Here is a 22,465-nt window from a genome sequence, read left to right on the forward strand (position 1 = left end):
TGTGGTGAGGGGGCTTGCCCCCGTTGGGTTGCGAAGCAGCCCCATGCACTTTTTCAGTGAGAATCTACGACTGCTGCGCAGCCGAACGGGGCGGTGCGGCGTTCCGACAAGCCCCCTCGCCACAACAGCCCCTCGCCACAAAAGCTGCCAACCTGGAAGTCCGCGCTATACATCCATCCCCAGCTCATGCTTGACCAGTTCAAGCAATTTTTCGCTATCAATGGGCTTGAGCAGAAAGTCCACGACGTGCAAGTGCATCGCTTCGATCGCATCCTTCACATCGGCATCGCCGGAAACGATGATGATCGGCATCGCCGCACGTGCCGATTCCCGCACCTGGCGGATCAATTCCAGGCCATCGACATGCCCCATCCGCAGATCGGTAATCACCAGACCGATCGATGGCTTCTCCGCCAGCATTTTGAGCGCCGTTTCGCCGCTGGCCGCCGTCATGCAGTGAATGCCATCGAGCCCCAGAATTTCCAATAGCAATTCGCGGGCATCCTTATCGTCATCGACGATAAGCACCCGCTGCGGCGGCAAGTCTGGTTCCAGCATGACGGCGCTGAGCGCTTCGCGCTCGGCATCACTCAAAATATCGTGGTCGGACATGGCGTTCTCAACGTTTTCGATGCGATCCCTGACACAGGGCGTCAGACATCGCTCAGCAGACTTCAATGTGCACTTCGTCGGAAACTTTTCCAATAGACAATGTAGGAGGTTTTTCCCACCGTTGTGTCAGACATTTCCCATATTTCGGCCGCTGCACCGCCTACCTAGACTTACGTCCAATGGGCACCCTGCCCGCAGGGGTCGACCATGCCTGGAACGATCTGAAACAACGATCCGACACAACAATCAGAAAAAGACTGCGGTAATGGTTATGAGTAAAGCGGACGCCTTCACCCAGGCAGGGAAAACCGCGGTGTTGCAGAACATCCAGGGCACTTTGCAATTCCTGGGGCGTTTCCCACCCTTCAATCAGATGGAAAACGCCCATCTGGCTTATCTGGTCGAGCAGTGTCAGCTGCGCTTTTATGCCCCCGGCGAAAGCATCATTAAACCCGCCGATGGCCCGATCGAGCATTTCTACATCGTCAAACAGGGCCGGGTCGTGGGCGAACGCCCGCACACGGCCAAGGGTGGCACCGAAACCACCTTCGAAATCACCACCGGCGAGTGTTTTCCCCTGGCCGCGCTGCTGGGCGAACGTGCGACCCGTACCGAACACCTGGCGGCCGAAGATACCTTTTGCCTACAACTGAACAAGCTGGCGTTCATCAAACTGTTCGCACTGTCCAACCCGTTCCGCGACTTTGCCCTACGCGGTGTCAGCAGCTTGCTGGATCAGGTCAATCAGCAAGTCCAGCAAAAAGCCGTGGAAACCCTCGGCACCCAGTACTCGCTCAATACCCGGCTGGGCGAATTGGCCATGCGTCACCCGGTAACCTGCAGCCCGATCACGCCCCTGCGTGAAGCGGTGACGCTGATGCACGATCAGCAAGTCGGCAGCATTGTGGTGGTCGATGAGCAAAAGGCGCCGCTGGGCATTTTCACCCTGCGTGACTTGCGGCATGTGGTGGCCAACGGCACCAGCGATTTCAATGAATCCATCGAGCGGCACATGACCCGGGCGCCGTTTTTCCTGACGCCGGACCACAGTGCCTTCGACGCAGCGATCGCCATGACCGAGCGACACATCGCCCACGTCTGCCTGGTCAAGGACCAGCGCCTGTGTGGCGTGGTTTCGGAGCGTGACCTGTTTTCCCTGCAAAGGGTCGATCTGGTGCACCTGGCGCGGACCATTCGCAGCGCCCAGCGGGTGGAAAACCTGGTGGCGATCCGCGGCGAAATCGGCCAATTGGTCGAGCGGATGCTAGCCCACGGCGCGTCCTCGACGCAGATCACCCATATCATCACCCTGCTCAACGACCACACCGTCTGCCGGGTGATCGAACTGGCCATCGCGGAGAAAGGTGATCCCGGTGTGCCGTTCAGTTGGCTTTGCTTCGGCAGCGAAGGCCGCCGCGAGCAGACGCTGCACACCGATCAGGACAACGGCATTCTGTTCGAAGCTCGCGATGCGGCCCACGCCGCCGAGATTCGCGGCAAGTTGTTGCCCATCGCCCAGCAGGTCAATCAGAGCCTCGCACTGTGCGGCTTTACCTTGTGCAAAGGCAACATCATGGCCGGCAACCCCGAGCTGTGTTTGTCCCGGATCGAGTGGGCACGACGCTTTGCAGCGTTTATCCGCGAGGCAACGCCGGAAAACCTGCTGGGGTCGAGTATCTATTTCGATCTGCGCGTGGTCTGGGGCGATGAGCGGGGCTGCGAGCAACTGCGCCGGGGCATTCTCGATCAGGTCGGCGACAACCGGTTGTTCCAGCGCATGATGGCCGAGAACGCCCTGCGCAACCGTCCGCCCGTAGGACGTTTCCGCGAATTCGTCCTGGCGCGCAAGAATGGCGAGAAAGCCACCCTCGACCTGAAACTCCAGGGCCTGACTCCATTCGTCGACGGCGCGCGAGTGCTGGCCCTGGCCCACGGCATCGATGCCAACAACACCCTGGAGCGCTTTCGCCAATTGGTGGAAAAAGAGGTCATCGATCAGCTGGACGGCGCGGCCTATGAAGAGGCGTATCACTTCATCCAGCAAACCCGCATGCAGCAACATCAGCTACAGACCCGTGAGAACTTGCCCTACTCCAACCGGGTCGATCCCGACAGCCTCAATCATCTGGACCGACGCATCCTGCGTGAATCCCTGCGCCAGGCCCAACGCCTGCAAAGCAGCCTGACCCTGCGGTATCAGTTATGAGCCTGTTTTCATGGCTGCGCCCGGCCAGTCCCGTTTTGCCCGGCGAACTGCAACACCGTCTGGAGCGCTTGCCGGCCGTGACCCAGCTGAGCGACTGCAGCCTGCGCGAGCAACGCTGGGTGGTGCTCGACCTGGAAACCACCGGGCTGAACCTGAACAAGGATCGGCTGCTGTCCATCGGGGCCGTGGTGATCGAGGACGGCGCGATCGATTTCAGCCAGCAGTTCGAGCGCACGCTGCAATGCAACGAACTCAAACTCGGCCCCAGCGTGTTGATTCACGGCCTGGGCCCGAGCGCCATTGCCGCCGGCAGCGACCCCGCGCAGGCCCTGCTCGAATTCATGGAATTTGTCGGCGACAGCCCGGTGCTGGCCTTTCATGCGCCGTTCGACCAGCACATGCTGGGGCGCGCACTGAAAGAACATCTGGGTTACAAGCTGCAGCATCCGTTTCTGGACGTGGCAGACATCGCCCCGCTGCTTTGCCCCCAGGCACACTTTCGCGAGGCCGGGCTGGATGAGTGGATCGACTGGTTCAAGCTGGAGGTCTTCGAACGGCATAACGCCAGTGCCGATGCCTTGGCAACGGCGGAGCTGATGCTGATTTTGTTCAGCCGAGCGCGGCAGCAACAGATTCATAGCCCGTTGAACCTGCAGCAGCGGTTGAGTCAGTGGAAGCGGCGGCGGCAAGCGCCTTCTTTCTGACCTGTGGCGAGGGGGCTTGTCGGACCGCCGCACCGCCCCGTTGGGTCGTGAAGCGGCCCCCTGCATTTCGCCATATAGACCGCATTCGGCGGTTTTACGACTGCTGCGCAGCCGAACGGGGGCAAGCCCCCTCGCCACAAGCTCGCTCCCACACTCAAACACTAAAGCGCTATGCTCCCGACACTGCCCATGATCGAGATGCCGACATGTCCGCCCCCAGCATGACCCTGTTCCACAACCCCGCGTCGCCCTTTGTTCGCAAAGTCATGGTGCTGTTGCACGAGACCGGTCAAACCAACCGCGTGGCGCTGCAAGCCAGCCAGCTCACGCCGGTCAGCCCGGATCCGGCTCTCAACGAAGACAACCCGTTGGGCAAGATTCCTGCGCTGCGCCTGGCCGACGGCAATGTGTTGTACGACAGCCGGGTGATCCTCGATTACCTCGATCACCAGCACGTCGGCAATCCGCTGATTCCTCGTGAAGGCTCGGCGCGCTGGCGGCGCTTGACCCTGGCCTCTCTGGCAGACGGGATCATGGATGCCGCAGTGATGGTTCGCTATGAAGTGGCCCTGCGCTCGCCGGAAAAACATTGGGACGCATGGCTCGACGGTCAGCGCGACAAGATTCGCCGCGCCTTGGCGCTGTTGGAGGCCGATGCGATTGCCGAGCTGACCAGCCATTTCGATGTAGCGGCGATCAGTGTTGCCTGTGCCTTGGGTTATCTGGATTTGCGCCATCCGGATCTGGAATGGCGCACGGAAAATCCAAAGTTGGCCGAGTGGTATTTCGAAGTGAGTCAGCGGCCTTCGATGATCGCGACGATGCCCAAGGTTTGATCGTTGGTCGGCCATGCCGGCCTCAGAAGATCGCAGCCTTCGGCAGCTCCTACGCCGAACGCGTGCTCCTGTGGGAGCTGCCGCAGACTGCGATCTTTTGATCTCTGTGCAAACAACCTGGCAATCCGCGTCGCCAACACCTCACCCACACGCTGATCCTCGCGCAACCCCAACCACCGGCTCATTCCACGGCACCTATATCAAAGTCCAAGGGCTTCGCGGTTTTCTGCCCGATCCCGTACCAGTCCAGCTTGCGGGTCAGCACCATGAACACACCCAGTAGCCCGAACAACAGCAGCGAGCCCATCAACAGCGCGTAATCCTCGGCGCTCAACAAGCCGTAAAGCAGCCCGTATAACGCCGCCAACCCCGCCGAAAAGCTCAAACCGTGACGCACGCTGCGCAGCACATGGCAGACATAAAAACCGATCAACGCCACACAGCTACTCGCCGACAGCAGATACGCCAGGGCAAAGCCGATGTGTTCGGACAGCGACAGCAACAACAGGTAGAAGAACGCCAGCGCCACACCCACCAAGGCGTACTGCACCGGGTGCACCGCCAGGCTTTTCAGCACTTCGAAGAGGAAGAAACCGGCGAAGGTCAGGACGATGAACAGCAATGCGTATTTGATTGCCCGATCGCTTTTCAGGTACTGGTCCACCGGGTCGATGAAACTCACGCCGAAACTGCGACCGCTGAACGCCTCGCAATGACCGCCCGACACGCAACTGTTCAACGCTTCTTGCAGGTTGGTGGAGAAAAACGACGTCTGCCAGTTGGCGGTAAAGCCCTGATCGGTGATTTCCCGCTGGGCCGGCAGGTAATTGCCGATGAAGCTGGGGTGAGGCCAATTGGCGGCCAGTGAAACCTTGCTGGTCTTGCCCACCGGCAGAACTTGTAACTGGCCGGTGCCTTGCAGACGCAAGTCGAAACCGAAGGCCAGTTCCGTGGCCTGTTGGGTGTCCAGCGCCGGCAGCGTCACGTGCACACCCTCGCCCAGCCAGCCCACCTGGCTACCCGGTACAAAATCCAGCTTCTGGCCATTGAGTTCGAGTTTCAGCGCATTCTCGATGCCGCGAATGTCGCTGATGCCAACGGCCAGAAACGGCTGATCGAAGCGGTAATCGGCGAAGTCCTCCTTGATGCCCAGTTGTGCCGGAACCGAAAAATGCCCGCTGATGCGGTTATCGGCATGGAACAGTCGCGCCTCGTAGATACCCCGGGCGCGCAGCTCGGTCTGGACCTGGCCGTCGAGTTCGAAACGCTCCGGCAAGAAATACAAACGCCCGCGCTCCTCGACGACATCCTGATAACGCTGGTTGGTTTTTTCGTTGGTTTTCCAGGTGCGCACTGTTTTGCGATAGGGCACCACCATCAGCGGGCCGCTCAATTGCTGGCTGTAACTGGAACTGCGGGCGATGTCTTCGAGTACACCGTCACGCAGTTGCTGGCGCTCCTGGATCACACCGTTGATCATCAGTAGCGGGATCAGCAGCAACAGAATCAGCAGGGCAATTGCCCCGAGTTTTAGGGTCAGGCTTCGGTTCATGGGACTCTCCCTGTTTGGATGGGGAAAGTCTGGATTGGGTATGTGGGGGTTTTGTGGGAAGAATGTGGAGAGTGTGTGGAATTTGCGCTCGGCGCAGGTGCTGACGAAGGCTGCGATCTTCAGCGGCTTGAAGGCAACCGCAAACGCACTTGAACACCGCCGTCGACGTTGCCGATACTCATCGCACCGCCATGCAGCTTGACCACTTCCTCAACGAAGTTGAGCCCCAAACCGGTGCTCTTGCGTCCACTGTCCGGACGCGGCAGTGAGTAGAAGCGCTCGCTCAAGCGTGGCAACGCATAGTCGGGAATCGCTTCGGCCTGGTTGAACAGCCTGAACTCGATCTGCTCACCGACTCGCTCGGCACACAATCGCAGCACGCCGTGCGCTGGGGTGAAGTCCAAGGCATTCTCCAGCAGATTGCCCAGCGCCTGGCGCAACAGAAACGGCTCGCCAAGCAGATTCAGATCCGCTGCAATTTGCCGTTCCACACGCAATTGCTTGCCTTCGATTCGCGCAGCCTGCGCGTTCAACAGTTCTTCCACCAGGCCCGCCAATGGCACCGCCACCCGCTCCTCCAATCCTTGGCGTTGTTCAACCTGCGCCAGATTCAGCAGTCGCTCGATCAACTGCTGCATGCGCGCACTTTCGCTGTCGATGTTACTGACGAAGCGCTGCTGCTGGGCCGGCGGCATTTCGCCTTGCAGCAGCTCCGCCGCGCCGCGAATCGCCGCCAGCGGGCTTTTCAATTCATGGGTCAGGGTGTGCACATAACGCTCGACGTAGGCTTTGCCCTCGAGTTGGGTACGCATGTGCTCCAGCGCCGTGGCCAGTTGCTCCAGCTCGCCGCCGCGGTAATGCGGCACCTCGACCCGTCGACCTTCGCTGACGGCCTGGGCATAAGCCGTCAACCGCCGCAGTGCCGCGCTCAGCCACCAGGACAACAGCGCACCGAACAACAAACCGAGGCCAATCAATCCGGCGCCATACGTCAGCAATCGCCGTTCGGTGCGATCGACGTAAGGCTGCAGTGAGCTGTTGGGTTTGGCCACGGTCACCACGCCGATGATCTGGCCGTTGTCGCGAATCGGTGCCCCGACGTGCATCACCGACGAGTTCGAGTCATCGGGGTTGCTGCGCGTCGAACGCGCGCCGTACTCGCCACGCAGAGTCAGGTAGACGTCGTTCCAGCGCGAGTAGTCCTGGCCCACCGCAATCCCGCTGGAATCCAGCACCACAATGCCCTTGGCATCGGTGACGTAAATGCGGTGATTGACCTGATTCTTCGACAGGCCCCAGATTTTCGCCTTCGGTTGCCGCTCGCCATAAGCCTTGAGCAACTCGGGCCAGCGGTTCTGGCTGAGGGTGCCGGCCTTGAAGTCGTCGCGCAGGATCTCGGCCATCAGGTTGGCGGTGTCCACCAGGGTTTCTTCAGTGGACTGGCGCACACCGGGGCGGACTTCTTCCATCACGGTGTTGAGCACGAAGTAGCCGGTCAGGCCGATGAACAGCACGTAGACCAGAAAAATCCGGATCCCCAGTGACATCAGCTGTGCCCCGGGCTGTAGCTGTAGCCGAGGCCGCGATGAGTCTGGATCGGCTCGGCGTCGGCCTTCACCAGGCGCAACTTGGCGCGCACGCTCTTGATATGGCTGTCGATGCTGCGCTCGTAACCGGCATCGGCGGACACACCCAGCGCATCGAGCAATTGCTCGCGACTGAAGACTCGCTCAGGTTGTTCCAGCAGGCATTGCAGCAAACGAAACTCATGGCGAGTCAGGCTCAGCGGCTGGTTGCGATAGCTGATCTGCACCCGTTCGCCGTCGATGCGAAACAGCGCTGAAGCCACCTCCGACATCTCCGCCACCGGTCGTGGCGCCATGCGCTTGAGAATCGCCCGGACCCGCGCCGCCACTTCCCGAGGGCTGAACGGCTTGACCACGTAGTCGTCGGCGCCGATTTCCAGGCCCACCACGCGGTCGATCTCGGCGTCACGTGCACTGAGGAACATCACCGGCACTTCGCTGAAACGCCGCAATTGCTTGCAGGTCTCGAAGCCGCTGATATCCGGCAGGCCGATATCGAGAATGATCAGGTCGGCCGGCGTGGCGCGCTGATGTTCGAGCGCCGCCGCGCCAAGGCTCAACCAGGTGGTGGTAAAGCCCTCGCCCTGCAAGGCGAAAATCAGGGTGTCGGCAATCGCCGCTTCGTCTTCGACAATCAGGATATGAGGCATGGCGTCCGAGCCCGCTGGTTAAGTGGACGAACGGTGCCCCAAGGCTGATTCGCCGTCAATCAGCAGTCGGGTTTGTCGGCTGTAAAGCGACGCGCCGGGTTCACTGCCGCGCCAAACTCGCGCAGGGCTTTGGCGCCGATCAGCAACGGGTAATTGAAGCTGCTGCGGTCGGTGAGGTTGACCTCGACGGTGCGCTTGACGTTGCCCAGGCACAGTTCCAGATCGACCACTGGGCGCTTGGTCACTTCGCTCACGGCCTTGTCTTCATCTTCTTCATCGGCACGGTTCTTGATCTTGCTGATACGCGCGACCTTGTGTTCATAGACCTTGTTGCTCGCGCCTTTGGTGGCGAGGCGAAAGCGCACCCACTCGTCGCCGTCGCGGGTGAAGGTTTCGATGTCTTTGGCCGACAGCGATGCGGTCAGGGCACCGGTGTCCATTTTGGCCTTGAGGACTTCACCGCCGATTTCCGGCAGCGCGATGTATTCGTAACGCCCGTAAAGGGTCGGCTCAGCGGCCAGAACCGGCAAGGTCACGAGGGCAAGCAGTGCAAGGAGAGATTTCACGTAAGGGGCTTCCTTGAGGATGTGGACGCATGGCCGAATTCTAGACCGCAAAAAACAACGATAGTTGGACCACTTCCCACTTTTGTGGCGAGGGAGCTTGCTCCCGTTCGGGTGCGCAGCACTCGTAAAACCGTTGCCTGCGGTACACCTGAAAATCGCGGTGCCTGGTTTTGGGGCCGCTACGCAGCCCAGCGGGAGCAAGCTCCCTCGCCACAAAGGCAATTGTCGATACGTCGAGAGCATATCGCCGCAAAGGTGAAACATTCGTCATCGGTGATTTGGCCTGTCACCCGAAGCTGCTTATCATGGCGCGCCCACACGCTTTCAAGAGTTATCTATGCGCCGCCTGCTCACCGGCTGTTTCGTTACCCTGCTGCTATTGCTTAACACGCTGGTCCTGTTCGGGCCTTTGATGGTGTTCGCGCTGCTCAAACTGCTCCTGCCCGGGCGCTTTCGCGATTACGCCTCGGCGGCGGTGATGTGGATTGCCGAGACCTGGGCCGAGATCGACAAGCTGATCTTCCGCCTGTGCATTCCCACCCAATGGGATATTCGCGGCGGCGATGAGCTGCGCGGCGACACCTCGTATCTGGTGATCGGTAACCATCAGTCCTGGGTCGATATCCCGGCGCTGATCCAGGCACTGAACCGGCGCACGCCGTTCTTCAAGTTCTTCCTCAAGAAAGAATTGATCTGGGTGCCGTTCCTGGGCCTGGCCTGGTGGGCGTTGGACTATCCGTTCATGAAGCGCTACAGCAAGGCGTTCCTGGAGAAGCACCCGGAGCTGGCCGGCAAGGACCTGGAGATCACCAAACAAGCCTGCGAGTTGTACAAGCGCCAGCCGGTGACCGTGGTCAACTACCTGGAAGGCACCCGCTACACCGCGGCGAAAAGCGCCCAACAACAGTCACCGTTCACCCACCTGCTCAAGCCCAAGGCGGGCGGCGTGGCGTTCGTGCTGGCGGCGATGGGCGAACAGTTGGACGCCATTCTCGATGTGACGGTGGTGTATGCGCAGCAGAAGATTCCGGGGTTCTGGGATTTGCTCAGCGGCAACGTACCCAAGGTGATCATCGACATCCACACCCGCGAACTGGACCCGGCGCTGTGGCAAGGCGATTACGAAAACGATCCGGAGTTTCGCGAAACAATCCAGAACTGGGTCAACCAGCTCTGGATCGAGAAAGACCGGCGCATCCAGGCACTACGCGCAGAGGGCTGACTCAGCTACCGGCGCCTGTGCCCCAGATCCCGCCGAGGTTTTGCAGCAACGAACCGGCAACGCCTTGCTGACCGAGGTATTGCAGGATCACCGGGGCAAACACGCCGACCATCCCGGTGTCCATGCCCAGGGCGCTGAAGGCGTTGTTCAGGTCCTTGGTGTCCTTGACGTTACCCAGCAAGCCATTGAGCAACGCATTCTTGTCTGAACCCGCACCGAGCAACCCACCCAAGCCAGTCAGGCCACTGATCGCGCTGTTGCCGGCGATCTGAGCGAGGCCCGGCACGGTTTTGCTCAGTTCGGAGAAGTCCTGGCCGCTGAGCTGATTCCTCGCCAGCCCCAGCATCGCACCGGCACCGCCGATGGCCTGCTCCGGGGTAATGTCGAGCTGCGAACCCAGGGTATTAAGCAAACCGGCCGCCTTGGGCGCCGCCGCCACGATGCCGTCGACATCATCGGCCTCGACACCCTCGACATCCTCGTCGTCCTGCATCGATGACACCGCCTTGACCGCATCGCTGAGGCTTAACTGTGCAAAAGCCGGGCTGGCGGCCAGCGTCGTCAACGAAGCGACAACCATGAGCGATGCCAGTGCAAAACCGCGTGAAACGTTCATCCAGACATCCTCTTGTGCCATGAAAAACCGCCCGGTAACGGGAGCGGCAAAACTGCCGATTGGACCGGGTATCCGGAGGCATGTTCCTTGTCTAGTTCGCTTATTTCATATTCGAATAATTAAGCTACTAACGATTCGAAAACAGCATAAAAAACTATCAAATCTGACAGTAGGCACAAAAAGGAAAGCCCACCAGCATTGGCACTCCAATTACGTAATGGAGTACTAAATAATGCAAAGCAAAATTGCGGTGGGTGTGTTTGCAATGATGGCGCTGATGGGCAATGTTTATGCAGCAGACGTCAGCACCTGCCCTAAAGTGGGTGATATCAAATCATCGCCTTATACAAGTGACGACAAGAATATTCCCGCCCCTTTCAATGAAGGTTACAAATACACCGCGACCGCCAATGGCAAAACATGGACTGGCGTCACAATGGCTACCAACGATGATTATCTGGCCAAAAAATACGAACTGAAAGCCGAAAGCTTTGATGGCTCCATCTGCAGCTACGGCGGCAAAACGTTAGTAGAGAATGGCGAGACAGCGGTTCCTTATCTGAAGCTCAAGGCAAGCTAATGCCGGGTACCTTTTACTGAGTACCTTTGATTCATATAAAAAACGGGCGACCCAAGGGCCGCCCGTTTTTTTACTTATGCCGCACTAAACAACTTGTGCGGATCGATCACAAACTTCTTCGGCACGCCGGCATCGAACTCGCCGTAACCCCGTGGCGCATCATCCAGGCTGATGACTTCCACACCGACGATGTCGGCAATCTTGATGCGGTCCCACATGATCGCCTGCATCAGCTGGCGGTTGTACTTCATCACTGGCGTCTGGCCGGTGTGGAAGCTGTGGGATTTGGCCCAGCCCAGGCCGAAGCGGATGCTCAGGCTGCCCATTTTCGCGGCAGCATCCACTGCACCCGGATCTTCGGTGACGTACAGGCCAGGAATACCGATTTTGCCAGCGACGCGAACCACGCCCATCAGCGAGTTGAGCACGGTGGCCGGAGCCTCGTGCTTCACGCCGGCATGGCCGTGACCGCGAGCTTCGAAGCCTACGGCATCGACGGCGCAGTCCACTTCCGGTTCGCCCAACAGTGCAGCGATTTGTTCGTGCAGCGGGGTGTCTGTCGACAGGTCAGCGATTTCGAAGCCCTGAGCCTTGGCATGGGCCAGGCGGATCGGGTTGACGTCACCGATGATCACCACCGCAGCACCCAGCAGGCGAGCGGAAGCGGCAGCTGCCAGGCCAACCGGGCCGGCGCCGGCGACGTACACGGTGCTGCCAGGGCCAACGCCGGCAGTCACTGCGCCGTGGTAACCGGTCGGCAGGATGTCGGAGAGACAGGTCAGGTCACGGATTTTTTCCATGGCCCGGTCGCGATCTGGAAGTTTCAGCAGGTTGAAGTCGGCATACGGCACGAACGCGTATTCAGCCTGGCCACCGGTCCAGTCACCCATGTCGACATAACCATAGGCACCGCCCGGACGCGCCGGGTTAACGCTCAGGCAGACGCCAGTATGTTGCTCTTTGCACGAACGGCAACGGCCACAGGCAACGTTGAAAGGTACCGACACCAAGTCGCCGATCTGCAGGTTCTCGACACCGCTACCCTTCTCGATCACTTCACCCGTGATCTCGTGGCCCAGCACCAGACCGGTCTGAGCGGTGGTACGCCCGCGCACCATGTGCTGATCGGAACCACAGATGTTGGTGGAAACTACGCGCAGGATGACACCGTGCTCGATCTTCCTGCCGCGCGGGTCCTGCATTTTGGGATAGTCGATTTTCTGTACTTCGACCTTGCCTGCGCCGAGATACACCACACCACGATTACCAGACATGCTTTCACCTCGCTGTTGTTTTTATGTAGCGGTCGCGTCGCCAGGAAACGGCGGCGCGTTGATTGCTCGATAAATCAAAAGATCGTCCGAACGCGGCCCGAACCTTCGGCAGCGTCTACAGAGACAGGCGATCTTTTCAGGCAGTAAAAACGCTAGAGAACAACTGTCCTGTTAGCGTTAAGGAACACGCGTCTTTCAATGTGATAACCCACGGCCCGCGCCAACGTCAGCCCTTCGATATCCCGCCCCTTGGCGATCAAGTCTTCGGGATAGTGACTGTGATCAACGGCTTCCACGCCTTGGGCGATGATCGGACCTTCATCCAGATCGTTGTTGATGTAATGCGCCGTGGCGCCGACCAGTTTCACGCCTTTGTTGTAGGCCTGGTGATACGGCTTGGCGCCCTTGAAGCCCGGCAGCAGCGAGTGGTGAATGTTGATCGCCTTGCCGTCGAGTTTGCGGCACAGCTCTGGCGACAGAACCTGCATGTAGCGGGCAAGGATCACCAGCTCGGCGCCGGCTTCTTCGATCACCTGCCAGACCTGGCGCTCTTGCGATGGTTTGTCGTTGGGGTCCAACGGAAAGTGGTAGTACGGAATCTGGTGCCAGTCGGCCAACGGCTTGAGGTCCGGGTGGTTGGAGACCACCGCGACCACGTCCATCGACAACTGGCCGATGCGCTGGCGGTAGAGCAAGTCGTTGAGGCAGTGATCGGCCTTGGAGACCATGATCACCACTTTCGGCCGGTAGTTCGGCGGGGTCAGCTCGAAGACCATCCCGAAGGCGGCACCACGCTCCGCCAGGCCTGCGCGGAAGGCTTGTTCGTCGAAAGCGTCGGGTTGCCGAAACTCCACTCGGATGAAGAAACGGCCTGAGAGCCGGTCATCAAAGGAGTGGTGCTCGGTGACGTAGCAGCCCTGCTCGAACAGAAAGCGGGTCACCGCATCCACGGTGCCGAGGACGCTTGGGCAGTCGGCGGTCAGAATCCATGTGTCTGGGGCGCGGCTCATAGTGCGGTGACTCCTGCTGCAACATCTGTGATCAGAGAGAACTCTGTGGCGAGGGGGCTTGCTCCCGCTGGGTTGCGAAGCGACCCCAAAATCAACATCCGCATTCCTGCAGAAGGAACGCGGAGGCAGGGTTTACGACTGCTGCGCAGCCGAGCGGGAGCAAGCTCCCTCGCCACAAAAGCAGTCACAAACCTAATTACGCCTGGACGCTAAGCCCGTACTCAGCCGCCGCATCCTGCAACCACAACCACCAGTAATCCGAGAAGCTGCGGCGAATCAGCAGTTCCCAGGTGTCTTCGGCGGTATGGCGGATCATCAGTTGCGACTTGGCGAACACTGTGCCAACAGCCTTGCCCACCGGGAAGTTGTTGGGGTGCACGTCGTAGCTGGTGGATTTCATCAGCACTTGACGTACGTTCGGGCCGCTGAGTTCGAGGATCTGCTGGCCACCGCTGACGTTGACGATCTGAATGTGCAGGTCGCCCAGCGCTTCACGGAGTTTTTTCTCGGCGGCGAATTCTTCACCGGTCGGCACGATCAGCAGCCATTCATCCGGCCCCATCCATTGCAGGCTGGTTTCGCCTTTGATGATCACGGTCAGCGCACCTGGCAATTCGATGCCAAGGGCCTTGTGCACACCAGCAGCGAACGCGGCGTCGTGGCCATCGCCACGGATGGTCAGGTGACCGAGGAGTTTTTTCTCACGCACGATCACGCCGGCGTTTTTGCGACCCTTGCCCACCAGGCTGGCGAGGTCGGCGTGATGCAGCGACGACTCGGCCTTGGCCCCAGTGGTTGGGCGTTGTTGGTAAACATTGGCTGCGGTCATAAAGCACCTGTCCTGAATTCTTTGTCGCCCCCCGCGCCTGGCGCGGGGGGTGATCGATTACACGTTCTGGCGATCGCCTTTCGGATCGAAGAACACCGAAGAAACGATTTCCGCCTCGATCACGCTGCCGTCGGCCAGCGGTGCGAACACCCGCTCACCCATGCGCTTCAAGCCGCCTTTCACCACGCCCATGGCAAACGAATAGCCCAGGGAGTTGTGCAGGTAACTGGAAGTCACGTGGCCCACCATGGTCATCGGGATGGCTTGCTTGGTGTTGAACACCAGTTGAGCACCTTCCGGCAACCATTTGGTCGGATCGATCGGCTTCAGGCCAACCAGCTGTTTGCGCTGATCACGCACGCAGTCTTCACGGTTCATGCCACGCCAGCCGATCCACGAGAACGGTTTGGTGCGACCGACACACCAGCCCATGTTCAGGTCGTCCGGGGTCATCGAACTGTCAGTGTCCTGACCGACGATGATGAAGCCCTTCTCGGCCCGCAGTACGTGCATGGTTTCAGTGCCATATGGCGTCAGGTTGTACTTCTTGCCAGCATCGACAATTTTTTCCAGCACGCCCATCGCATAGTCGGCCTGCACGTTGACTTCGTACGACAGCTCACCGGTAAACGAAATCCGGAAAATCCGCGCCGGCACGCCACCGACCAGGGCTTCTTTCCAGGTCATGAACGGGAAGGCTTCGTTGCTCAGGTCGGCGTCGGTGACTTCGCTGAGCAGCTTGCGGCTGTTCGGCCCGGACAGGGTCATGGTTGCCCAGTGATCCGTCACGGAAGTGAAGTACACCTTCAGGTCTGGCCATTCGGTCTGGTGGTAGATTTCCAGCCATTGCAGCACGCGCGCAGCGCCGCCGGTGGTGGTGGTCATCACGAAATGGTTGTCGGCCAGGCATGCAGTCACGCCGTCGTCGAACACCATGCCGTCTTCTTTACACATCAGGCCGTAGCGCGCCTTGCCCACGTCGAGCTTGGTCCAGGCGTTGGTGTAGATACGGTTGAGGAACTCGCGGGAGTCCGGGCCCTGGATGTCGATCTTGCCCAGGGTCGAAGCGTCCAGCAGGCCGACGCTGTCGCGCACGGCTTTGCATTCGCGCTTGACCGCGGCATGCAGGTCTTCACCGTTTTTCGGGAAGTACCAAGGACGTTTCCACTGACCGACGTCTTCGAACTCGGCGCCGTTCTTCACGTGCCAGTGATGCAGCGCGGTGAAGCGAACCGGCTCGAAGATGTGCCCACAGTGACGACCGGCCACGGCGCCGAAAGTCACCGGCGTGTAGTTCGGGCGGAACATGGTGGTGCCCATCTGCGGGATGGTCACGTTCAGCGAACGGGCGGCGATGGCCAAGCCGTTGACGTTGCCGAGCTTGCCCTGATCGGTGCCAAAGCCCAGTGCGGTGTAGCGCTTGACGTGCTCGACCGATTCGAAACCTTCGCGGGTCGCCAGTTCGATGGCGGCTGCGGTGACGTCGTTCTGCAGGTCGACGAATTGCTTCGGCGCACGGGCAGTGGCTTTTTCGTGAGGCACCTGGAACAGCGCCAGCGTCGGCTCTTCGAGTCGGCTCAGGGCTTTGGGCAGTACGCCTTCGACCTTGCCGAAACCAGCTTCGCTGGCAGCGCGAGCACCGCCTTCAAAACCATCGGCCAACGAATCGCCGAGGCTGTAGACGCCGTTGATGCCACCGACGCACACGCGTTTCTGCGGTGCTTCGCCCGGTACGAAACCGAGGATGTCTTCACGCCAGATCGGCTTGCCACCCAGGTGCGAAGCCAGGTGAACCACTGGGCTGTAACCGCCGGAACTGGCGACCAGGTCGCAATCGAGCCATTCGCCCGGGCTGGTCACGGTGTGTGCTTTTACATCAATCGCTGCAACGCGAGCGGCGGTCACGTGCTTGCTGCCACGGGCCTCGATCACGGCGCTGCCGGTCAGGATGCGAATGCCTTTGGCGCGCGCTTCTTCCACCAGCGCACCGCGAGGGTTGCTGCGGGCGTCGGCGATGGCCACCACTTGCAGGCTGGCGTCGAGCCAGTCCAGGGCAACGCGGTAGGCGTGGTCGTTGTTGGTCGACAGCACCAGTTTCTTGCCCGGTGCCACGCCATAGCGACGTACATAAGTCGACACAGCGCCGGCGAGCATGTTGCCCGGCACGTCGTTGTTGCCGTAAACCAGTGGACGCTCGTGGCTACCTGTCGCCAGCACCACGCGCTTGGCGCGAACCCGGTGGATGCGCTGACGCACCTGGCCGATCGGAGCGCGGTCGCCGAGGTGATCGGTGAGGCGCTCGTGAATGGTCAGGAAGTTATGGTCGTGGTAACCGTTGACCGTGGCGCGCGGCAACAGCAGCACGTCAGGGGTGTTTTTCAGCTCGGCGATGACGCTGGCAACCCACTCGGTAGCTGGTTTGCCATCGAGGCTTTCGCGGGAGTCGAGCAGGCTACCACCAAACTCTTCCTGCTCATCGGCCAGGATCACACGGGCGCCGCTGCGGGCAGCCGCCAGTGCAGCCGCCAGACCCGCAGGGCCAGCGCCGACGATCAGCACGTCGCAGTGCTGGTTCATGTAGTCGTAGGTGTCCGGATCGTTCTCGGTCGGCGAACGGCCAAGACCGGCTGCCTTACGAATGTACTTCTCGTAAGTCATCCAGAACGATTGCGGGTACATGAAGGTTTTGTAGTAGAAGCCCGGTGGCATCAGCTTGCCGCCGACCTTGCCGAGAATCCCCATCATGTCGTTGTTCACGCTTGGCCAGCCGTTGGTGCTGGTGGCGACCAGGCCTTGATACAGCGCTTGTTGCGTGGCGCGTACGTTCGGGATCTGCGTGGCTTCGGTCGCACCGATCTGCAGCACGGCGTTCGGCTCTTCGGCACCGGCGGCGAAGATGCCGCGTGGGCGCGAATACTTGAAGCTGCGGCCGACGATATCGACACCGTTGGCCAGCAAGGCTGCGGCCAGCGAGTCGCCTTCAAAACCTTTGTAGACCTGGCCGTTGAAGGTGAAACTCAGCACTTTGTTGCGGTCGATGCGTCCGCCGTTGGACAGGCGATTGATCTGGCTCATACCTTCTCTCCCAGAGCCGTGGCGGCCGCTTTCGGGCTGTCGGTCTTGTCGGTGAACTGCGGCTTGGTGCCGATCTTGTAGGTTTCGAGAATCTCGTAGGTCACGGTGTCACGGGTCACGTTGAAGTACTGACGGCAACCGGCGACGTGATCCCACAGTTCGTGGTGCAGACCGCGAGGGTTATCGCGGAAGAACATGTAGTCGCCCCACTCCTCGTCGGTGCAGCTGTTCGGATCCAGTGGACGCGGGATGTGCGCCTGGCCGGATGCATGGAATTCCTCTTCGGAGCGCAGTTCGCCACAGTGAGGACAGAAGATATGCAACATAGGGATTTCTCCTGTTAGTGGGCGACTGCTGCAGCGCCGTGTTCGTCGATCAACGCACCGCTGTGGAAGCGGTCGATGGAGAAAGGTGCAGCCAATGGGTGCATTTCACCCTTGGCCAGGCTTGCGGCAAACACGTTGCCCGAGCCAGGTGTAGCCTTGAAGCCACCGGTGCCCCAACCGCAGTTGAAGAACATGTTCGGTACCGGAGTCTTCGAGATGATCGGGCACGCATCCGGCGTGGTGTCGACGATGCCGCCCCACTGACGGTTCATGCGTACGCGCGACAGCACCGGGAACATCTCGACGATGGCCTGGATGGTGTGCTCGATCACCGGGTACGAACCACGCTGGCCGTAGCCGTTGTAGCCGTCGATACCGGCGCCGATCACCAGGTCGCCCTTGTCGGACTGGCTGATGTAACCGTGTACGGCGTTGGACATGATCACGCTGTCGATAATCGGCTTGATCGGCTCGGACACCAGCGCTTGCAGCGGGTGCGATTCGATCGGCAGGCGGAAACCGGCAAGTTTGGCCATGTGCCCGGAGTTACCGGCAGTCACCACGCCGACGCGCTTGGCGCCGATGAAGCCCTTGTTGGTTTCAACACCGATGCACACACCGTTTTCCTTACGGAAACCGATCACTTCGGTCTGTTGGATCAGGTCCACGCCCAAGGCGTCGGCGGCACGGGCAAAGCCCCACGCCACGGCATCGTGACGGGCCACGCCGCCGCGACGCTGGACGGTAGCGCCCATCACCGGGTAGCGGGTGTTCTTGGAGCAGTCGAGGTACGGGATCTCGTCTGCCACTTGCTTGGCATCGAGCAGTTCGCCGTCCACGCCGTTGAGGCGGTTGGCGCTGACCCGACGCTCGGAATCACGAATGTCCTGCAGGGTGTGGCACAGGTTGTAGACGCCACGCTGGGAGAACATCACGTTGTAGTTCAGGTCCTGGGACAGGCCTTCCCACAATTTCATCGCGTGTTCGTACAGGTGTGCCGACTCGTCCCACAGGTAGTTGGAGCGCACGATGGTGGTGTTGCGCGCGGTGTTACCGCCGCCCAGCCAGCCCTTCTCGACCACGGCCACGTTGGTGATGCCGTGTTCCTTGGCCAGGTAGTAGGCGGTCGCCAGACCATGCCCGCCACCGCCGACGATGACCACGTCGTAGACCTTTTTCGGGGTCGGCGTACGCCACATGCGCTGCCAGTTTTCATGGTGGCTGAGGGAGTGTTTGAAGAGGCCGAAGCCCGAATAGCGTTGCATAGTCATTTACTCCAAAACCGCGCTCAGCGATAAACCGGGAAGTCCGCGCACAGGGCTGCCACATGCTGCGCGACATTGGCCTCGACATCGGCGTCGCCGAGGTTGTCGAGGATGTCGCAGATCCAGCCAGCCAGTTCAACACACTGGGTAACCTTGAAGCCGCGAGTGGTCACCGCCGGGGTGCCGATACGCAGGCCGGAGGTCACGAACGGCGACTGTGGATCGTTCGGGACAGCGTTCTTGTTCACGGTGATGTGGGCGCGACCGAGTGCTGCGTCCGCCTCTTTACCGGTGAGGCCCTGACGGATCAGGCTGACCAGGAACAGGTGGTTATCGGTACCGCCGGACACTACATCGTAGCCGCGTTTGATAAATACGCCGGCCATTGCCTTGGCGTTGTCGATCACTTGTTGCTGGTAGGCCTTGAAGCCAGGCTCCAGTGCTTCCTTGAAGCACACTGCTTTACCGGCGATGACGTGCATCAACGGGCCGCCCTGGGCACCAGGGAATACCGCGGCGTTGAGCTTCTTCTCGATTTCTTCGTTGGCCTTGGCCAGGATCAGCCCACCACGTGGACCGCGCAGGGTCTTGTGGGTGGTGGTGGTCACTACGTCGGCGTAAGGCAGCGGGTTCGGGTACAGGCCAGCAGCGACCAGACCGGCGACGTGAGCCATGTCGACGAACAGCAGGGCACCGACCTTGTCAGCGATCTGGCGGAAACGTGGGAAGTCGAGGGTCTTGGAGTAGGCCGAGAAACCGGCAACGATCATTTTTGGTTTGTGCTCGACGGCCAGGCGCTCGACTTCGTCGTAGTTGATCAGACCGGTGTCGGTGTCGATGCCGTACTGCACAGCGTTGTACAGCTTGCCCGAGGACGACACTTTGGCGCCGTGGGTCAAGTGACCGCCGTGGGCCAGGCTCATGCCCAGAATGGTGTCGCCGGCTTGCAGCAGGGCCAGATAAACGGCGCTGTTGGCCGAAGAACCGGAGTGCGGCTGCACGTTGGCGTAATCGGCACCGAACAATTGCTTGGCGCGTTCGATGGCCAGGGCTTCAACCTTGTCGACGTGCTCGCAGCCACCGTAGTAGCGCTTGCCCGGATAGCCTTCGGCGTATTTGTTGGTCAGGCCACTGCCTTGCGCTTCCATCACGCGCTTGCTGGTGTAGTTCTCTGACGCGATCAGCTCGATGTGATCTTCCTGGCGTTGCTCCTCGGCATTCATCGCCGCCAGCAGTGCATCGTCGTAACCCTGAATCTGGTCTTGCTTGCTGAACATCGCGTCTCTCCCAGCGGCGGCGGTGCGCCTTTCGTCTCGGTGAGGCACTGGCATTTCGGCAGTGCCCTTTGATAGCGATGGTATGACCGGCGCAGACAGGTCAAATGCCTATGGACGCCACGCAAAGGTGCGTTTACGACATGGGCCGAAATGGGTGAACGGGCGAACACTCCTGTGGCGAGGGAGCTTGCTCCCGCTCGACTGCGAAGCAGTCGTGAAACCGACAAATTCGATCTAACTGACTAACCACATGCGCCGGGTTTGGGTCTGCTGCGCAGCCCAGCGGGAGCAAGCTCCCTCGCCACAGGGGACGGGCGTCAGGCGACGAGTTGGCGCAAGGCCAGAAGCGCGAGGAAATGCCCAGGATAAAGGGCATAGGCCCAGCGGCGCATCGGCGGTGGCTGGATGCCTTGGGCATGTCGCAATAGCAGCAGGCCCGACAATGGCGCAATCAGACAAACGACAATACCCAAAATCGCCGCACCGCTGCCGAACCAGGCAGCGGAGTACAGCACTTGCCATTGATTGGCCGCCAGGCACACCAGCCCCGGCAACAGGCCGAAATACCAGGGCCGCTGGATCACCAGCAACATCGCCAGCGGCAACAGCACGCCGAAGAAACCGAACATCAGTCGCTGCGGGAACAGTGCCGCCAGCACCAAGGCAACGACCGCCAACAGACGCGACTGAACTGGCCCGTGCTGCCAGCCACGGGCCACCAGCAACCCCATGACCAGCGTAGGCAATACATTCAAGGTGTCGTGATCAGGAATGTACATCCGATACGGAATTTCGCTCAGGGCACTGAACAGCAACAACCAACCGAGGTAGCGCCACTGGCCGTCGGTCGTCACTGTACGGACACGCGCCAGGTTCGCCGCCATCGCCAGACAGAACCACGGGAACGCCAGTCTGCCCGGCACATACAGCAGATCGAGGGAATAACCGACATATCGCAGGTGATCGAGCACCATGCTCAACAGCGCCAGCCACTTGAGCAGATCCAGTGCACCGTCCCTCTGCGTCATGTGCATAATTGCCCAAGGTGTTTGTATTTTTCTGACAGACTCATCCCGTGTGCTCCCCGGACGATCTTCGGTAAAGTGCACATCATCATTGACCAACGAAGCGCCACAAGCGCCTCGATCACGGAAGCCGGCCATGACCGACAAGAGCCAACAATTCGCCAGCGACAACTATTCCGGTATTTGCCCTGAAGCCTGGGCTGCCATGGAACAGGCCAACCACGGCCACCAACGCGCTTACGGCGACGATGAGTGGACCGCACGCGCGTCCGATCAATTCCGTAAGCTGTTCGAAACCGACTGCGAAGTGTTCTTCGCTTTCAACGGCACCGCGGCCAACTCGTTGGCCCTGTCGTCGCTGTGCCAGAGTTACCACAGCGTGATCTGCTCGGAAACCGCCCACGTCGAAACCGACGAATGCGGCGCACCGGAGTTTTTCTCCAACGGTTCCAAGCTGCTCATCGCCCGCACCGAAAACGGCAAGCTGACGCCGGAATCGATCCGCGAAATTGCTCTCAAGCGCCAGGACATCCACTATCCCAAACCACGCGTCGTGACCCTGACCCAGGCCACTGAAGTCGGCAGCGTGTACACCCCGGAAGAAATCCGCGCCATCAGCGTCACCTGTAAAGAACTGGGCTTGAACCTGCACATGGACGGTGCTCGTTTCTCCAACGCCTGCGCGTATCTGGGTTGCTCGCCAGCCGACCTGACCTGGAAGGCCGGCGTCGACGTGCTGTGCTTTGGCGGTACGAAAAACGGCATGGCGGTGGGCGAAGCGATTCTGTTCTTCAACCACAAACTGGCCGAAGATTTCGACTACCGCTGCAAGCAGGCTGGGCAACTGGCGTCGAAGATGCGCTTCCTCTCGGCCCCCTGGGTCGGGATTCTGGAAAACGACGCCTGGCTTAAATACGCCCGCCACGCCAACCACTGCGCGCAGTTGCTGGCCGAACTGGTGAGCGACATTCCTGGCGTCGAGCTGATGTTCCCGGTGCAGGCCAACGGTGTGTTCCTGCAACTCTCCGAGCCGGCCATCGCCGCACTGACCGCCAAGGGCTGGCGCTTCTACACCTTCATCGGCAACGGCGGCGCACGGTTCATGTGCTCGTGGGACACCGAAGAAGAACGCGTGCGGGAACTGGCGGCGGATATTCGGCACGTGATGGCGGCCTGACTCCCTCCCTCCCAGCCACAGGCTCTGTGTTCCACCTCAGCTATTTGGTTGAAATGCGACTTTGTGGCGAGGGAGCT

20 protein-coding genes are annotated in these 22,465 nt (G+C 60.3%); 6 read left to right on the plus strand and 14 right to left on the minus strand.

The genetic code is table 11. The annotated features are described in order from the left end of the window. Nucleotides 1-165 precede the first annotated feature (165 nt). Nucleotides 166-612 carry a response regulator gene (locus LOY36_RS26150; protein WP_258671364.1) on the minus strand — a complete coding sequence of 149 codons (447 nt, stop codon included), beginning with the start codon at nucleotides 610-612 and terminating at the stop codon, nucleotides 166-168. 265 nt (nucleotides 613-877) lie between these two features. Between LOY36_RS26150 and LOY36_RS26155 the strand changes: the two genes are divergently transcribed. From LOY36_RS26155 to LOY36_RS26165, 3 genes are all read left to right on the plus strand, one after another. Then, nucleotides 878-2,818, plus strand: coding sequence for a putative nucleotidyltransferase substrate binding domain-containing protein (locus LOY36_RS26155; RefSeq protein ID WP_019650302.1), 1,941 nt, complete (start codon nucleotides 878-880; stop codon nucleotides 2,816-2,818). After that, complete coding sequence (locus tag LOY36_RS26160; RefSeq protein WP_258671366.1) at nucleotides 2,815-3,522, plus strand: PolC-type DNA polymerase III; 708 nt, start codon at nucleotides 2,815-2,817, stop codon at nucleotides 3,520-3,522. Before LOY36_RS26155 ends, LOY36_RS26160 begins: the two co-directional genes overlap by 4 nt. A gap of 206 nt (nucleotides 3,523-3,728) precedes the next feature. Then, nucleotides 3,729-4,358 carry a glutathione S-transferase gene (locus LOY36_RS26165; protein ID WP_258671368.1) on the plus strand — a complete coding sequence of 210 codons (630 nt, stop codon included), beginning with the start codon at nucleotides 3,729-3,731 and terminating at the stop codon, nucleotides 4,356-4,358. Between the two features lie 181 nt (nucleotides 4,359-4,539). Here LOY36_RS26165 and creD read toward each other — a convergent pair whose 3' ends face one another. The 4 genes from creD to LOY36_RS26185 all read right to left on the minus strand — a co-directional run bounded on the left by creD (nucleotide 4,540) and on the right by LOY36_RS26185 (nucleotide 8,712). Continuing rightward, nucleotides 4,540-5,910 carry a cell envelope integrity protein CreD gene (gene creD, locus LOY36_RS26170; RefSeq protein ID WP_258671371.1) on the minus strand — a complete coding sequence of 457 codons (1,371 nt, stop codon included), beginning with the start codon at nucleotides 5,908-5,910 and terminating at the stop codon, nucleotides 4,540-4,542. Between the two features lie 119 nt (nucleotides 5,911-6,029). Next, the gene (gene creC, locus LOY36_RS26175) at nucleotides 6,030-7,457 is read right to left on the minus strand and encodes a two-component system sensor histidine kinase CreC (protein WP_258671373.1); all 1,428 of its coding nucleotides are present in this window, start codon (nucleotides 7,455-7,457) and stop codon (nucleotides 6,030-6,032) included. Then, on the minus strand, nucleotides 7,457-8,146 hold the full coding sequence (gene creB, locus LOY36_RS26180; RefSeq protein WP_258671374.1) for a two-component system response regulator CreB: 690 nt from the start codon (nucleotides 8,144-8,146) through the stop codon (nucleotides 7,457-7,459). Before creB ends, creC begins: the two co-directional genes overlap by 1 nt. 59 nt (nucleotides 8,147-8,205) lie before the next feature. Beyond that, nucleotides 8,206-8,712: an ATP-dependent zinc protease gene (locus tag LOY36_RS26185; RefSeq protein WP_018928803.1), complete on the minus strand. Its 507-nt coding sequence runs from the start codon at nucleotides 8,710-8,712 to the stop codon at nucleotides 8,206-8,208. A gap of 337 nt (nucleotides 8,713-9,049) precedes the next feature. Between LOY36_RS26185 and LOY36_RS26190 the strand changes: the two genes are divergently transcribed. Continuing rightward, nucleotides 9,050-9,934: an acyltransferase gene (locus LOY36_RS26190; protein ID WP_019650296.1), complete on the plus strand. Its 885-nt coding sequence runs from the start codon at nucleotides 9,050-9,052 to the stop codon at nucleotides 9,932-9,934. 1 nt (nucleotide 9,935) lies between these two features. On the opposite strand, the gene LOY36_RS26195 is transcribed toward LOY36_RS26190, so the two are convergent. Next, entirely contained in the window at nucleotides 9,936-10,550 is a 615-nt protein-coding gene (locus LOY36_RS26195) for a DUF2780 domain-containing protein (RefSeq protein WP_258671376.1), read from the minus strand. 232 nt (nucleotides 10,551-10,782) lie between these two features. Between LOY36_RS26195 and LOY36_RS26200 the strand changes: the two genes are divergently transcribed. Then, on the plus strand, nucleotides 10,783-11,130 hold the full coding sequence (locus tag LOY36_RS26200; RefSeq protein ID WP_258671377.1) for a hypothetical protein: 348 nt from the start codon (nucleotides 10,783-10,785) through the stop codon (nucleotides 11,128-11,130). A 74-nt stretch (nucleotides 11,131-11,204) separates the two neighbouring features. On the opposite strand, the gene fdhA is transcribed toward LOY36_RS26200, so the two are convergent. The 8 genes from fdhA to LOY36_RS26240 all read right to left on the minus strand — a co-directional run bounded on the left by fdhA (nucleotide 11,205) and on the right by LOY36_RS26240 (nucleotide 21,220). Then, nucleotides 11,205-12,404, minus strand: coding sequence for a formaldehyde dehydrogenase, glutathione-independent (gene fdhA, locus LOY36_RS26205; RefSeq protein ID WP_019580688.1), 1,200 nt, complete (start codon nucleotides 12,402-12,404; stop codon nucleotides 11,205-11,207). Between the two features lie 152 nt (nucleotides 12,405-12,556). Then, nucleotides 12,557-13,414 (minus strand): formyltetrahydrofolate deformylase, encoded by an 858-nt coding sequence (gene purU, locus LOY36_RS26210; RefSeq protein ID WP_018928799.1) that lies wholly within the window; start codon nucleotides 13,412-13,414, stop codon nucleotides 12,557-12,559. A 196-nt stretch (nucleotides 13,415-13,610) separates the two neighbouring features. Continuing rightward, entirely contained in the window at nucleotides 13,611-14,243 is a 633-nt protein-coding gene (locus LOY36_RS26215) for a sarcosine oxidase subunit gamma (protein ID WP_019580687.1), read from the minus strand. Between the two features lie 57 nt (nucleotides 14,244-14,300). Next, nucleotides 14,301-17,318: a sarcosine oxidase subunit alpha gene (locus tag LOY36_RS26220; protein ID WP_019650294.1), complete on the minus strand. Its 3,018-nt coding sequence runs from the start codon at nucleotides 17,316-17,318 to the stop codon at nucleotides 14,301-14,303. Continuing rightward, a complete protein-coding gene (locus tag LOY36_RS26225; protein WP_007907563.1) occupies nucleotides 17,315-17,644 on the minus strand; it encodes a sarcosine oxidase subunit delta in 330 nt (109 codons plus the stop codon). The genes LOY36_RS26220 and LOY36_RS26225 overlap by 4 nt, the downstream gene beginning before the upstream one ends. Nucleotides 17,645-17,658: 14 nt before the next feature. Beyond that, entirely contained in the window at nucleotides 17,659-18,909 is a 1,251-nt protein-coding gene (locus LOY36_RS26230) for a sarcosine oxidase subunit beta (RefSeq protein WP_007936415.1), read from the minus strand. 23 nt (nucleotides 18,910-18,932) lie between these two features. Then, nucleotides 18,933-20,186: a serine hydroxymethyltransferase gene (gene glyA, locus LOY36_RS26235; RefSeq protein WP_258671381.1), complete on the minus strand. Its 1,254-nt coding sequence runs from the start codon at nucleotides 20,184-20,186 to the stop codon at nucleotides 18,933-18,935. 317 nt (nucleotides 20,187-20,503) lie between these two features. Next, a complete protein-coding gene (locus tag LOY36_RS26240) occupies nucleotides 20,504-21,220 on the minus strand; it encodes a conjugal transfer protein TraX (protein ID WP_258671383.1) in 717 nt (238 codons plus the stop codon). Nucleotides 21,221-21,347: 127 nt separating this feature from the next. Here LOY36_RS26240 and LOY36_RS26245 point away from each other — a divergent pair, with 127 nt between their 5' ends. After that, complete coding sequence (locus LOY36_RS26245) at nucleotides 21,348-22,388, plus strand: low specificity L-threonine aldolase (RefSeq protein ID WP_258671384.1); 1,041 nt, start codon at nucleotides 21,348-21,350, stop codon at nucleotides 22,386-22,388. The last annotated feature ends 77 nt before the right edge of the window (nucleotides 22,389-22,465 follow it).

The organism is Pseudomonas sp. B21-019, from assembly GCF_024749225.1.
Lineage (GTDB): Bacteria > Pseudomonadota > Gammaproteobacteria > Pseudomonadales > Pseudomonadaceae > Aquipseudomonas.